Raw genomic sequence first — 13,022 nt, 5'->3', positions numbered from 1 at the left:
AGCCTCGTTCGTGGCCATGGTGCGGGCTCGTCGCCGATCTCTCGGCGGAAGTTTAGCTGACACCCCTGACTGGTGTTAGGCTGCGGCAATGACCGCCTATATCGCCCTGCTCAGAGCCGTCAACGTCGGTGGTACCGGCAAGCTGCCCATGGCCGAATTGAAAGCCATGTGCGAGGGAGTCGGTTTCGCGCGCGTAGCCACCTACATAGCGAGCGGCAACGTGGTTTTTACCTCGCGAGCGACGGAAAGATCGGTCAAGGCGAAACTCGAAGAAGCACTCACCGCTTACGCAGGCAAGCATGTCGGCGTGATGGTGCGCACCGCGGCGGAGATGGCTGCCGTGGCAAAGGCCAATCCCTTCAGCGGGGAGCCGGGAAACCGCGTGGTAGCGATCTTCCTCGACAACAAGCCGCCCGCGGACGCGGTCAGCGCTGCCACAGGCGCGGCGGACGAGAAGCTCGCGGCGGGTGTGCGGGAGATCTATGTCCACTACGGCGAAGGCATGGCCCATTCGAAGCTGAAGATTCCCGTTGCCAAAGATGGCACGGCGCGCAACATGAACACGGTGGCTACACTTGCCCAGATGGCGGCTGAGCTCGACGCAGGTTGATTCACCCGTGAATCGGCTACGTCAGGACGCGCCGGCGAGGCGCTTGCAGGTCAGCGTGTCACCCACAACCAAGCCCTTGCCCGGACGCTCGATCAGCCAGTCCAGCTGGAACTTGCCTGACGATACGGGCGAGTAGACAAATTGCTGGGCAGGCTGGCCATCGACCAGCGTCCAGGTGAGTTTGCCCTCGACCTGTCCGGGAGAGCGAAAAGTCCGCACGCCACCGGAAGAATCCACGATGCCGGCGACCCACTGGTTGGCCTTCGCATCAAAGGCCCATGTTTCAACCGAATGGTAATTCCCAAGCGTGGGAACATCGTCCTGTGCCTTGATGATGCCCTTGCCGGCCAAGGCGCTGGCGAATGACATCGTTGAAGCGATGGGCTTGTTGTTCGAGGTGAAATGGCCCTCGCAAGCCCAGTGGCCGATGTAGGGGGAGAAGGCGGAGGCGCCGCCCGGGGAATCCGTTGCCGCGTGGCCGATGCCTGCCGCGACCAGGACAACCAGACCGGCAGCCACGGAATATCGCCTTTTCATCGATAGCCTGATCATCGACAGCCCCATGCCTGGCCAAGTGCCCCAAGCTAACGCGGCGCGCCGCCGGCAAGCAGTGCTGGAAGTCCTTAAGGACGCCGTGCCGGGCAAATCAGGCCAGCCGACGACCGGCCACGTGGCTTTGCCGCAACAACGGGCCGCCGATCCAGTAGCAGAGCTCCGCCGGATCCTGCACGTTCCACACCGCGATGTCCGCGCGCTTGCCAGGCTCCAGCGTGCCACGGTCGCTCAAGCCCAGGGCACGGGCGGCATGCACGGTGATGCCGGCCAGGGCTTCCTCGGGTGTCATGCGGAACAGCGTGCAGGCCATCCCCGCTGCCATCCGCAGCGACAACAGCGGCGAGGTGCCGGGATTCAAGTCGGTGGCAATGGCGATCGGCACGCGATGTTCCCGCAGCGCATCCAATGGCGGCAGTTTCGTCTCGCGTAACGCATAGAACGCACCGGGCAACAACACCGCCACTGTCCCGGCTTCGGCCATGGCGCGCACGCCCGATTCAGACAAGTGCTCCAGGTGATCGGCCGACAGGCCGCCGTACTCGGCCACCAGCGCCGCGCCGTCCATGTCGGAAAGCTGTTCGGCGTGCAGCTTCACCGGCAAGCCAAGCGCGTGCGCGCGTTCGAAGACCCGGCGCGTTTCCTCGCGGTCGAAACCGATCCCTTCGCAGAAGGCATCCACCGCATCGACCAGGCCTTCGGCAGCCAGCAGTGGCAGCATTTCGTCGCAGACCTTGTCGACGTAGCCTGGGCGGTCGTCCTTGTGTTCGGTGGGCAGGGCATGCAGGCCAATGAACGTGGTGCGCACGCAAACGCCCAGCTGCACACCCAGTTCGCGTGCCACGCGCAGCATGCGCCGCTCGGCCTGCAACTCCAGGCCGTAGCCGGACTTGATCTCAACTGTCGTCACGCCATCGGCGATCAGGGCGCGGGCACGCGGCGCGCTTTGGGCAAAGAGCCTCGCCTCGGTGGCCTCGCGCACGGCCCGCACGGTGGAGACGATGCCGCCCCCGGCCCGGGCGATGGCTTCGTAGCTTGCGCCTTTGAGCCGCATGTCGAACTCGTTGGCGCGATTGCCAGCGAACACCAGGTGGGTATGGCAATCGATCAGGCCGGGGGTCACCAGGCCGCCGTCGAGGTCGAGCACGTGTTCGGCCAGTTCCATGGGCCTGCCGGGCAGGTCGCCCACCGGGCCGCAAAAAGCTATTCGGCCGCCTGCCCATGCCAGCGCGCCGTGTTCGATCAGGCCGTAGGGTTCGCTCCCGGCAAAAGTTGCCAGGCGAGCGTTTACCAGCAATGTGTCCCAGCGCTGTGTCATGGCGTATTCGTCCAGGCGCTTTCCATCATGGGGCCGTCCTTATCGTCGGGCCCCCGCCAGGATATGTCTTGAAGTGGTTCAGGTGGCCTCAGTATTGCGCGTCCAGCGCACTTCATAAAGGTCGAAACGGCGATCCTTCAGGTTGGTCACGGCGCCGGAGTTGCGGGCGCGCGCCAGGTTCTCCAGGCGAAGGTCGGCGAAAAGCACCGTTTCGGTGTTGGGCGTGGAGTCTGCGGCGATGCCGTCGCGGGCGAAGGGCAGGTCGCTGGGGGTGAGGATGCAGCTTTGCCCGTACTGGATGTCGAAGTTGTTGACACCCGGCAGGTTGCCGACATTGCCCGACAACACCACGTAGCACTGGTTTTCGATGGCGCGCGCCTGCGAGCAATAGCGCACGCGCAGGTAGCCTTCGCGCACGTCCGTGCAGAAGGGCACGAACAGGATCAAGGCACCCTGGTCGGTCAGGTGCCTTGCAACTTCCGGGAATTCCGAGTCGTAGCAGATCATCACGCCGATCGGGCCGCAGTCGGTGTTGATCATTGCCGCCGACTCCCCGCCGGTGACGTTCCACACGTTGCGCTCGCTCGGCGTGGGGTGGAGTTTTTCCCGCTCGTGGATGGAACCGTCGCGCAGGCATACATAACAGACGTTGTGGATATCGCCGTTGGGCATCCGCGTGGGATGCGAGCCGCCGATGATGTTGATGTTGAAGTTCACCGCCAGCCGCTGGAAAAGCTCGCGCACCTGCGGGGTGTATTCGGAAAGCCGGCGGATGGAGTCCACCGGGGAAAGCTCCGCATTCTCGATGGAAAGAAGCTGCAGCGTGATCAGCTCGGGGAAGGTGACGAAGTCGGCGTCGTAGTCGGCGGCGATGTCGACGAAATATTCCACCTGCCTGGCAAATTCATCGAATGAGGAAATGCGCCGCTGCATGTACTGGACCGAAGCCACGCGCACGCTGTCCGGCAGTGCCCGTGGTTGCGACACGGTGGGGATGTCCGGATGGTCATGCAGGCTCGGGTTGCGCCAGACCAGGTGCGCGGCGTAGCCGAGCGATTCATGGTCGGATGGCACGTATTCGCGCAGCAGGCCAACCAGCTCGAAGCCGTTGCGAAGCTGGAAACTCAAGGTCTGGTCGCGGCGTGCACCATCCACCACGGCCTGGACGTATTTCTCGGCCGTCCCGTAGCGCTGCATGTTGCGTGCAAGGCCGGGGATGCGGCCACCGAAGACGATGCCGCGGAGCTTCAGGTCCATGCACAGGCGTTTGCGAGCCTGGTAGAGGCGCTGGCCGATGCGCATGCCGCGAAAGTCCGGATGCACCACCACTTCCATGCCGTAGAGCCAGTTGCCCTTCGGATCGTGCCGTGAGGCGAAACCGCCGCCGGTGACCTGCATCCAGGTATGCGGTGCCAGGGCCACCGCTTCGGCAATGCGGAAGGTAGCGCAGTAGCCGACGATGGTGCCCTCGTACTCCACGACGAATTGCCCTTCCGGAAAATGCGATTGCTGGGCCTGCAGCATCGCGGCGGAATGGCCCCATTCGGCGGAGTAGACCCGCGCGGTGAGGGCCACCAATTGGGGTACATCCGCAGGAAGGGCCTCGCGAAGCTGCAGTTGCGGCCCGTCGGTCGGGCGCGTGCCGGTGGCGGCTTGATGGGTCATGGGGTTGCCTGCGTGGAAGAGGGGGCGGTGCACGTAGGGAAGATGTCGCTGGAAGCCTGGCGATGGCCACGCTGTGCCCGCGCATGGGCCACCATGGTGCCGATCCGATCGTGAAGAAATCCTGTTGCGGCTCGTTTCCCACGACAACTTCCGGTTCTCCAAGCCAAGCGGCGGCGCATTGCGTACCATGGTGGCTCGGGCGTGGCGCGGGCCGCGCGAGGCACCATGGAGCACCATGTCGACATCAATGTATCGTGCCGACCACGCTTGGCAGGGCAATCGCTGGACCCAGGGCATGACGCTTGGCGTGCGCGATGGACGTCTGGCGATCGATGGCCAGACCCTCGCAGGCGGCCCGTCGACCCGGCTGGGCAAATACGTGCTGCCGGGCATGCCGAACCTGCATTCGCATGCCTTCCAGCGTGCCATGGCCGGCATGGCCGAGCGCCGCGGACCGGGCGACGACAGCTTCTGGACCTGGCGCGAGGCGATGTACGGTTTTGCCCAGCGCATCGGCCCGGACGACCTCAAGGCCATCGCCGCGCAGTTGTACGTGGAAATGCTCAAGGCTGGCTATACGCACGTGTGCGAGTTCCACTACCTGCACCACCAACCGGACGGTTCGCCATGGCCCGATCCCGGGGCCATGTCGCACGCGATCGCCGAGGCGGCGGAAGAGGCAGGCATCGGCTTGACGCTCCTGCCCGTGCTGTACATGACCGGCGGTTTCGATGGCCGGCCGCTGGGCGAACGCCAGCGACGTTTCGGCCACACGGTGGACGCGTACCTGCGTCTTGTCGATTCGCTGCGCGCTGGCGATGGCGAGTGCAAGACCACGGGCGTGGCCCTGCACTCGCTTCGCGCGGTGCAGCCCGATGCCATCCATGCGGTGCTCGGCGCCATTGCCCGGGACATGCCCGTGCATATCCACATCGCCGAGCAGGTGCCGGAGGTAGACGAATGCCTGGCGGTGCGCGGTTGCCGCCCAGTGCAGTGGCTGCTCGATAACGTCCAGGTGGATGCGCGGTGGTGCCTGGTGCATGCCACGCACCTTGATGCCGGCGAAACGCGTGGCCTGGCCCAATCGGGCGCAGTGGTCGGCTTGTGTCCCACGACCGAGGCCAACCTCGGCGACGGGCTTTTCCCCCTGGCGTCTTTCATCGACCAGGGCGGCGTGCTGGGTATCGGGTCGGATTCGCACATTTCCGTTTCCCCGGTGGAAGAACTGCGCTGGCTGGAATACGGTCAACGGTTGGTGGCGCGGCAGCGCAACGTGGCGGCCCGGCATGCGGGCCAGAGCGTGGGCGAATCGTTGTTTGCGCGATCCCTGGCCGGTGGCGCGGCCGCCTCGGGAACCGCCATCGGAACGATCGCCACTGGCGCACGTGCGGACCTCGTCGTCCTGGACGATGCGTCGCCGGTGCTGGCGGCGCGCGATGCCGGCGAGGCGATGGATAGCTTCATCTTCTCCGGCAACGTGCCTCTGGTGCGCGACGTGATGGTGGGAGGCCGCTGGGTGGTCCGGGGCGGACAGCACGTGGACCAGTCGCGCATCGCCGATCGCTACCGCCGTACCGTGGAGAGGCTCAAGGCATGAGCCGCGCGGCACGCGCGATCATCCTGGCCCTGGTTTCCGCGCTGTTCTTCACCATGACCTACGTGCTTAACCGCGCCTCGGTCGGTGGTGGCGGCGCCTGGCAGTGGACGGTGATCCTGCGCTACGCGTTTACCTTGCCGTTCCTGGGACTGGCTTTGCCCTTCGCCGGCGGCTTGGGTTGCTTGCCCGCCGAACTGCGGCGGCACCCCCGGGCATGGCTGACATGGAGCACGGTGGGTTTCGTGCTGTTCGGCATTCCGCTGACCTGGGCCGCCAGCAGCGGTCCGTCGTGGCTCATTGCCGGCAGTTTCAGTGCCACGGTGCTTGCAGGGCCCTTGCTGGCACCCTTCATCTATCGCGATGAGCGTCGCCGCGTGGCATGGCATGCATTGGCGGTAGGGTTGGTGATCATTGCGGGAATCCTGGCCCTGCAATGGAGCCATGCCAGCGGTCACCTGGATGCCAGCGCCTGGTGGGCGGTGGCTGCCGTGGTATTCGCGGCGTTTGCCTATCCACTGGGCAATCGCATGGTGCTGTTGCACCTTGAACGCACCGGTACGCCGGTGGGTGCCTTGCAGCGCGTCTTCGGCATGACGTTGTGCAGCTGGCCGGCGTGGCTGCTGCTGGCCGTGGTGACGTGGTGGACGATCGGGCCTCCCACGCTGCGCGTAGCCATGCTGGCGGCCGGCGTTGCCTTGTCGTCTGGGGTGATCGCCACCGTGCTGTTCTTCAAGGCAACGCATATGGTCGGCCGGCAACCGGTGGCACTGGCCGCCGTGGAAGCCATGCAGGCCGCGGAACTATTGTTCGCCACGGTCTTGGGCGTTTCGTTCCTGGGCGAGGCGTGGCCCCGTGGCATCGCCGCGTGGGGCGCGGTGGCGATCGTGCTGGGCATCGCTGCCTTCAGCTGGATCAGCGCGCGCGAGAAAGTTCCCGTGGTTGAAGGCGATCGCGGGGCCTGAGCGGCTTTTTTACGACAATTTTATGCGGCTGCTGCCGCCTGTTGCACCGAACTTACGGGATGGCCGGGAAAATACGCGGCATGGACATCCTCTATATCGCCATACCCATCGTGCTTTTTGCCGCAACGATCGGCTTCTTGCTGGTTTGCGAACGCCTGATGCGGCGTTCTTCCTGACGGGACTTTCCCCATGACCCTCGTTTACGTGATCGCGGCCCTGGTCGCGCTCTTTCTGTGCGTGTACCTCGTGGTGGCCCTGCTGCGGCCGGAGTGGTTCGAATGACTGCCAATGCACTGATGCAGGTCGCCGTGTTCCTGGCCGTATTGCTGGTACTGGTGGCGCCCATGGGCCGCTACATGGCCTTTGTTTTCGACGATAACCGCCGCGGCGGCAATCGCTTCGAGCGCATTTTCTACGGCGCCTGCGGCATTGAGCCGGCCGAGGACATGAGCTGGAAGCGTTACGCGCTGGCCATGCTGTTCTTCAACATGGCGGGGGTGCTGCTGCTATATGCCCTGCAGCGACTCCAGGGCGTGCTGCCGCTGAACCCGCAGCATTTCGTGGCGCCGTCCGCCGATTTGGCGATGAACACCGCGGTGAGCTTTGCAACCAATACCAACTGGCAGGCATATGCCGGCGAATCCACCATGAGCTACCTGACGCAGATGCTCGGATTGGCCGTGCAGAACTTCATGTCGGCCGCCACGGGCATCGCCGTACTGGTGGCAGTGGTGCGTGGTTTTGCACGCCGCGGTGCATCGGGCATCGGCAATTTCTGGGTGGATATCACCCGTTGCACGCTTTATGTGTTGCTGCCGCTGTCTCTGGTGATGGCGCTGGTACTGGTTTCTCAGGGCGTGGTGCAGAATTTCCATGCCTATGTCGATGCAGGCAGCCAGGTGCTGCCGATGGGACCGGCGGCATCGCAGGTGGCGATCAAGCAGCTGGGCACCAATGGCGGCGGGTTCTTCAATGCCAACTCGGCCCACCCGTTCGAGAACCCCACGGGGCTTTCCAACTTCATCGAGATGCTGGTGATCTTCCTGATTCCCGGCGGCCTGTGCCTGACCTTTGGCCGCATGGTGGGTGACAAGCGCCAGGGCTGGGCGATCCTCGCCACGATGCTCATGATCTTCATTCCCCTTGCCGTGGGCCTGGTGGCCGCCGAACAGGCGGGCAATCCGGCGCTGCATGGGCTGGCCGTGGACGGGCAGGCCTCGGCGCTGCAATCGGGCGGCAACATGGAAGGCAAGGAGACGCGCTTCGGCATCGCGGCGTCCGGTCTCTTCGCCGCCATCACCACGGCCGCTTCATGCGGCGCGGTGAATGCCGCGCACGACTCGCTTACCCCGCTCGGTGGCCTGATCCCGATGTGGCTGATGCAGCTGGGCGAGGTGGTGTTCGGCGGCGTGGGTTCGGGCCTGTACGGCATGCTCGCCTTCGCCATCGTCGCGGTGTTCATCGCCGGCCTGATGGTGGGCCGCACGCCTGAGTACCTGGGCAAGAAGATCGAAGCCTACGAAATGAAGATGGCGAGCCTGGCGGTGCTTGTGCCGTGCGCGCTGGTCACCATCGGTACGGCGATCGCTGTGTTGGTGCCGGCGGGTACCGCTGCGGTCAGTAACCCCGGCGCCCATGGCTTCAGCGAAATTCTCTATGCGGTGAGTTCGGCTTCGAACAACAACGGCAGCGCGTTCGGTGGGCTTTCCGCCACCACGCCGTTCTGGAACATCCTGCTGGCCGTTTGCATGTTCCTGGCGCGCTTCCCGCTGGCGATCGCCATGCTGGCCATGGCCGGCTCCCTTGCCGCCAAGCGCCACGTACCGCCTTCGGCCGGCACCTTGCGCACCCATACGCCGCTGTTCGTGGTGCTGCTGGCCTGCATCGTGGTCGTCGTCGGCGCGCTCACCTTCCTGCCGGCACTGGCCCTTGGGCCGATCGCCGAACACCTCCAAGCTGCCGCGGGGCATTGATTTATGACGTCCGCCACCCTTCCCAATCGCGCGTTCGATCGCGCCCTGGTCCGCACCGCCGTGCTGGATGCGTTCCGTAAGCTGTCGCCGCGGATGCAGTTCCGCAACCCGGTGATGTTCGTGGTGCTGGTATGCAGCATCCTCACCACCCTGATCTGGGTTGCAGGCCTCTCCGGCCACCGGGAAGTGCCTTCGGGGTTTTCCTTCGCCGTAAGCGCATGGCTGTGGTTCACGCTGCTGTTCGCCAACTTCGCCGAGGCGCTGGCCGAAGGGCGTGGCAAGGCCCAGGCCAACGCCCTGCGTGGCTCGCGCAAGGAACTGATCGCCAAGCGGGTGGAGACTCCCCTGCGTGACGCGCAGGTGACCTATACCCCGTCAACGGACCTGCGCACCGGCCACATGGTGCTGGTCGAGGCCGGGGAATACCTGCCGGGCGACGGCGAGGTGGTGGCCGGAACCGCCAGCGTGGACGAAAGCGCCATCACCGGTGAGTCCGCACCGGTGATCCGTGAGTCCGGCGGTGACCGCAGTGCGGTGACGGGCGGTACCAAGGTGCTGTCCGATTGGCTGGTGGTGCGCATCACCAGCAATCCCGGCGAGAGCTTCCTGGACCGCATGATCGCCATGGTGGAAGGCGCCAGCCGGCGCAAGACGCCGAACGAGATCGCGCTCACCATCCTGCTGGCGAAGTTCACGCTGATCTTCCTGCTGGCCTGTGCCACCTTGCTGCCATACTCGATCTACAGCGTGCAGGTAGCCCATGCCGGCGAGCCGATCACGCTCACGGTGCTCATTGCGCTGCTGGTGTGCCTGATCCCCACCACGATCGGCGCGCTGCTTTCGGCCATCGGCATCGCCGGCATGGATCGCATGATCCGCGCCAATGTGATCGCCACCTCCGGCCGTGCCGTGGAAGCCGCTGGCGACGTCGACGTGCTCCTGCTGGACAAGACCGGCACCATCACGCTCGGCAACCGCCAGGCCGTGGCCTTCCATCCGGCACCGGACGTTCAGGCGCAGACGCTGGCCGAAGTGGCTTTGCTGGCCTCGCTGGCCGACGACACGCCCGAAGGACGCAGCGTGCTCGCCCTGGCCCGGGAAGCGTTCGGCCTTACCGAGCGCGTGATCACCAACGCGGTGTACGTACCCTTTACCGCCCAGACGCGCATGAGCGGCGTAGACATCGGCGACAGGCATATCCGCAAGGGTGCCATCGATGCGGTGGGCCGTTACCTGGACGCCAATGGCAGCCACCTGCCGCCGCGCGTCGCCCGCCAGGCCGAGGAAGTCGCCCGTCGCGGCGCCACGCCGCTGGTGGTGGTGGAGGGTGCACGTGCCCTTGGCGTGGTGGAGCTGAAGGACATCGTCAAGCCTGGCATCAAGGAGCGCTTTGCGCAGATGCGGCGCATGGGTATCCGTACGGTGATGGTGACCGGTGACAACCCCCTGACCGCCGCGGCCATTGCCGCCGAAGCGGGCGTCGATGATTTCCTCGCCGAAGCCACGCCCGAGGCCAAGCTGAAGCTGATCCGTGACATCCAGGCCGAGAACCGCCTGGTGGCCATGTGCGGCGATGGTACCAACGACGCTCCGGCGCTGGCCCAGGCCGACGTTGCCGTGGCGATGAACACCGGCACCCAGGCGGCCCGCGAGGCCGGCAACATGGTGGACCTGGATTCAGACCCCACCAAGCTGATCGAGGTGGTGGAGATCGGCAAACAGTTGCTGATTACCCGCGGAGCGCTCACCACGTTCTCGCTGGCCAACGATATCGCCAAGTACTTCGCGATCATCCCGGCCGCGTTCGCCACCACGTATCCGGCGCTCAATACGCTCAACGTGATGCACCTGGCCACGCCCCAGAGCGCGATCCTGTCGGCGGTGATCTTCAACGCGCTGATCATCATCGTGTTGATACCGCTGGCACTGCGTGGCGTGAAATACCGCGCACTCGGCGCCGATGCGCTGTTGCGGCGGAACCTGCTTGTCTATGGCCTGGGCGGCATCGTCGCGCCGTTCCTTGGCATCAAGTTGATCGACCTGATCCTCGTCGCCATCGGCGCGGCGTGATCCCCCTTTTCCCAAGCATCGAGGCAATGAGAACGTGCTTACCCACCTGATCAGGTTTTCCTTGAACGACACCCAGGAAGCAGAACTGGACAACGCTGCCAATGATCCGCTGATGCACGAGGCGCGCCTGCTGAAAGTAGCGCCAGCGCCGGGCATCCAGGCATTGAGCGTCCAGGATGAATACGAACTCGGCGGCTACGCCGGCATTTGACAGTCAACGCACCAGGAATCGAAGTCATGTACCACAAGAAGCTGCTGGCCCTCGCACTGCTGCTGGCCCTCCCGGCCGGCCAGGCCATGGCCAGCGACGATGCACCCGCTACCGGCAGCGCCGATTGTTCGAAGGGCTTCGGCTCGCGACTGGTCGCCGCCTATCGCGAGGATGCCCAGCCGGCCGATCCGAATGCGCCAGCACCAGCGCGTCGCGGCATGGATTCCCCCTTTGATTCGATGCCTTTCCCATCGTCTGAGTGGCAGCTCGGCGGCGTCGACAATCCGATTGGTGTGCCTGACACAAACTCGCAGTATCCACTGGAGAAAGCGCTCGCCTGTACCAAGGTGGGCCACTGGATGCAGGACAACCGTATCGAGGTTTATGGCTGGATCAATCCGTCAGCCAATGTAAGCTCATCGAGTTTTTCCAACTATCCGCTTTCCTACGCCACGCGCCCCAATCGCGTGGAGTTTGATCAGGCGCTGTTGCGAATTGAGCGTTTGCCCGACACGGTTCAGACCGATCATCTGGACTGGGGCTTTCACTTCGACGACCTGTATGGCTACGACTACCACTTCACCACCATGAAGGGTGTCACCAGCGACCAGTTACTCAACCATCCCAATTCAAACAGTCCGTTGCCGGGTAAGCTCTACGGCAACGATCCGATGATCTGGTATGTCGACCTGTACATTCCCTGGGTGGCGCAGGGCATGCAGATAACCATGGGTCGTTATCTGTCCATCCCGGATATCGAGGCGCAGTTCTCGCCGCAAAACTATCTGTTGACGCACTCCATTCTCTACACGGTCGATGCGTATACCAACACCGGCATTATCACCACGACCAAGCTCAACGATCAGTGGACGGTGCAGTTTGGCGTGCACGGCGGCGATGATTCGGCGTTCTGGGACAGCACCAGTCGTTTGAGCGTGCAAGGTTGTGTGCGTTGGGTGTCGGCGTCCAACAACGACATGCTGTATCCGTGTGTGGAGTCGTACAACAAATCCAAGCAGACCTATAACAATCTGCAGGAATTCGTGCTGACCTGGGGTCATCGTTTCAGCCACAACGTGCACATGCTGACCGAGGCTTATCGCATTTACGTGCGCGATCAACAGGGCGCGCCCTTGGGCGTGCCGGGTTATCCGTTGGGCGAGGCGCCGAATTTCCCGACCGGCCATAACCCGGCATTTGGCATCGTGAACTACTTCAACATCGAGCTCAATCCGCACAACATGATCTCGATTCGCAACGAGTTCTATAACGACGAACAGGGTCAACGCACCGGGTACGCGACGCGGTATTCCAGCCATACGATTGGTTTGACGCATTGGGTGTCGCAGGATCTGGAAATTCGCCCGGAGCTTCGCTACGAGCACGCCTATGATTTCCCAGCCTACAACGCCGGCCAAAAGAGCAGCCAAGTGACTGCCCTGGTCGACGCCATTCTGCATTACTGAGGTAGTCATCATGAGCAGGCTTATTCGCAACGCGTTGGTCATGCTGTTGTTGATGACCGTGATCACCGGCATCGCGTATCCATTGGTGGTGACGGGTTTGGCGCAGGTGCTGTTTCCGTCACAGGCCGATGGGAGCCTGATCGTGAAGAACGGCCGGCCGATCGGCTCGGCGCTAATCGGCCAGTCGTTCACCAGCCCGAAGTATTTCTGGGGGCGTCTGTCCGCCACGGCTCCGGCGCCCTATACCGCGACGGCGTCGTCGCCTTCGAACCTGGGTCCCACCAACCCCGCCCTGGCCAAGGCGGCATCCGATCGCATCGCCGCGCTGCGCGCCGCCGATCCTGGTAACACCGCCCAGGTTCCGGTGGACCTGGTCACGGCGTCGGGCAGTGGATTGGACGCGGAGATCAGCCCGGCTGCCGCCGAGTACCAGGCCGGGCGCGTGGCGCGTGCGAGAGGCCTTCCGCGCGACCGCGTGGATGAACTCATCGCCGGTGCCACGCGCGGCCGCCAGTGGGGGCTGTTCGGCGAGCCGGGCGTGAACGTGCTGGCGCTGAACATGGCGCTCGACAGCGCGGTAAAGTAATGCCTTCGCACC

Annotated in this window: 12 protein-coding genes; 9 read left to right on the top strand and 3 right to left on the bottom strand. The window is 64.3% G+C overall.

Annotation, left to right across the window (positions count from 1 at the left end; all coding sequences use genetic code 11):
* Window positions 1-88: 88 nt before the first annotated feature.
* On the top strand, window positions 89-610 hold the full coding sequence (locus NDK18_RS12270; RefSeq protein WP_250623812.1) for a DUF1697 domain-containing protein: 522 nt from the start codon (window positions 89-91) through the stop codon (window positions 608-610).
* Window positions 611-631: 21 nt separating this feature from the next.
* Here NDK18_RS12270 and NDK18_RS12265 read toward each other — a convergent pair whose 3' ends face one another.
* The 3 genes from NDK18_RS12265 to NDK18_RS12255 all read right to left on the bottom strand — a co-directional run bounded on the left by NDK18_RS12265 (window position 632) and on the right by NDK18_RS12255 (window position 4,145).
* Window positions 632-1,129: a hypothetical protein gene (locus NDK18_RS12265; RefSeq protein ID WP_250627920.1), complete on the bottom strand. Its 498-nt coding sequence runs from the start codon at window positions 1,127-1,129 to the stop codon at window positions 632-634.
* 127 nt (window positions 1,130-1,256) lie between these two features.
* On the bottom strand, window positions 1,257-2,480 hold the full coding sequence (gene hutI / locus NDK18_RS12260; protein ID WP_250627919.1) for an imidazolonepropionase: 1,224 nt from the start codon (window positions 2,478-2,480) through the stop codon (window positions 1,257-1,259).
* Window positions 2,481-2,558: 78 nt separating this feature from the next.
* Window positions 2,559-4,145: a bifunctional GNAT family N-acetyltransferase/carbon-nitrogen hydrolase family protein gene (locus tag NDK18_RS12255; protein ID WP_250623809.1), complete on the bottom strand. Its 1,587-nt coding sequence runs from the start codon at window positions 4,143-4,145 to the stop codon at window positions 2,559-2,561.
* A 235-nt stretch (window positions 4,146-4,380) separates the two neighbouring features.
* Between NDK18_RS12255 and NDK18_RS12250 the strand changes: the two genes are divergently transcribed.
* From NDK18_RS12250 to kdpC, 8 genes are all read left to right on the top strand, one after another.
* A complete protein-coding gene (locus tag NDK18_RS12250; protein WP_250627918.1) occupies window positions 4,381-5,742 on the top strand; it encodes a formimidoylglutamate deiminase in 1,362 nt (453 codons plus the stop codon).
* Window positions 5,739-6,704 carry a multidrug resistance efflux transporter family protein gene (locus NDK18_RS12245; RefSeq protein WP_250627917.1) on the top strand — a complete coding sequence of 322 codons (966 nt, stop codon included), beginning with the start codon at window positions 5,739-5,741 and terminating at the stop codon, window positions 6,702-6,704. Before NDK18_RS12250 ends, NDK18_RS12245 begins: the two co-directional genes overlap by 4 nt.
* 189 nt (window positions 6,705-6,893) lie before the next feature.
* The gene (kdpF, locus tag NDK18_RS12240) at window positions 6,894-6,986 is read left to right on the top strand and encodes a K(+)-transporting ATPase subunit F (RefSeq protein ID WP_250623806.1); all 93 of its coding nucleotides are present in this window, start codon (window positions 6,894-6,896) and stop codon (window positions 6,984-6,986) included.
* The gene (gene kdpA / locus NDK18_RS12235) at window positions 6,983-8,677 is read left to right on the top strand and encodes a potassium-transporting ATPase subunit KdpA (RefSeq protein WP_250623805.1); all 1,695 of its coding nucleotides are present in this window, start codon (window positions 6,983-6,985) and stop codon (window positions 8,675-8,677) included. The genes kdpF and kdpA overlap by 4 nt, the downstream gene beginning before the upstream one ends.
* A gap of 3 nt (window positions 8,678-8,680) precedes the next feature.
* Window positions 8,681-10,747: a potassium-transporting ATPase subunit KdpB gene (kdpB, locus tag NDK18_RS12230; RefSeq protein WP_250627916.1), complete on the top strand. Its 2,067-nt coding sequence runs from the start codon at window positions 8,681-8,683 to the stop codon at window positions 10,745-10,747.
* A 34-nt stretch (window positions 10,748-10,781) separates the two neighbouring features.
* Entirely contained in the window at window positions 10,782-10,958 is a 177-nt protein-coding gene (locus NDK18_RS12225) for a hypothetical protein (RefSeq protein WP_250623803.1), read from the top strand.
* A 26-nt stretch (window positions 10,959-10,984) separates the two neighbouring features.
* Window positions 10,985-12,424: an outer membrane beta-barrel protein gene (locus NDK18_RS12220; RefSeq protein ID WP_250627915.1), complete on the top strand. Its 1,440-nt coding sequence runs from the start codon at window positions 10,985-10,987 to the stop codon at window positions 12,422-12,424.
* Window positions 12,425-12,434: 10 nt separating this feature from the next.
* Entirely contained in the window at window positions 12,435-13,010 is a 576-nt protein-coding gene (gene kdpC / locus NDK18_RS12215; RefSeq protein WP_250627914.1) for a potassium-transporting ATPase subunit KdpC, read from the top strand.
* Window positions 13,011-13,022: the final 12 nt, after the last annotated feature.

Origin of the sequence: Pinirhizobacter soli (genome assembly GCF_015905305.1) — a bacterium.
Classification (GTDB): Bacteria; Pseudomonadota; Gammaproteobacteria; order Xanthomonadales; family Rhodanobacteraceae; genus Pinirhizobacter; species Pinirhizobacter soli.
The sequence above is the reverse complement of the archived record's forward strand: the minus strand, read 5'-3'. Positions and strand labels throughout refer to the sequence as shown.

What these genes read in the sequence shown, in the direction of transcription:
- NDK18_RS12270 (WP_250623812.1), top strand. Translation starts at nt 89, where the DNA reads ATGACCGCCTATATCGCCCTGCTCAGAGCCGTCAACGTCGGTGGTACC.
- hutI (WP_250627919.1), bottom strand. Translation starts at nt 2,480, where the DNA reads ATGACACAGCGCTGGGACACATTGCTGGTAAACGCTCGCCTGGCAACT.
- NDK18_RS12255 (WP_250623809.1), bottom strand. Translation starts at nt 4,145, where the DNA reads ATGACCCATCAAGCCGCCACCGGCACGCGCCCGACCGACGGGCCGCAA.
- NDK18_RS12250 (WP_250627918.1), top strand. Translation starts at nt 4,381, where the DNA reads ATGTCGACATCAATGTATCGTGCCGACCACGCTTGGCAGGGCAATCGC.
- NDK18_RS12245 (WP_250627917.1), top strand. Translation starts at nt 5,739, where the DNA reads ATGAGCCGCGCGGCACGCGCGATCATCCTGGCCCTGGTTTCCGCGCTG.
- kdpF (WP_250623806.1), top strand. Translation starts at nt 6,894, where the DNA reads ATGACCCTCGTTTACGTGATCGCGGCCCTGGTCGCGCTCTTTCTGTGC.
- kdpA (WP_250623805.1), top strand. Translation starts at nt 6,983, where the DNA reads ATGACTGCCAATGCACTGATGCAGGTCGCCGTGTTCCTGGCCGTATTG.
- kdpB (WP_250627916.1), top strand. Translation starts at nt 8,681, where the DNA reads ATGACGTCCGCCACCCTTCCCAATCGCGCGTTCGATCGCGCCCTGGTC.
- NDK18_RS12220 (WP_250627915.1), top strand. Translation starts at nt 10,985, where the DNA reads ATGTACCACAAGAAGCTGCTGGCCCTCGCACTGCTGCTGGCCCTCCCG.
- kdpC (WP_250627914.1), top strand. Translation starts at nt 12,435, where the DNA reads ATGAGCAGGCTTATTCGCAACGCGTTGGTCATGCTGTTGTTGATGACC.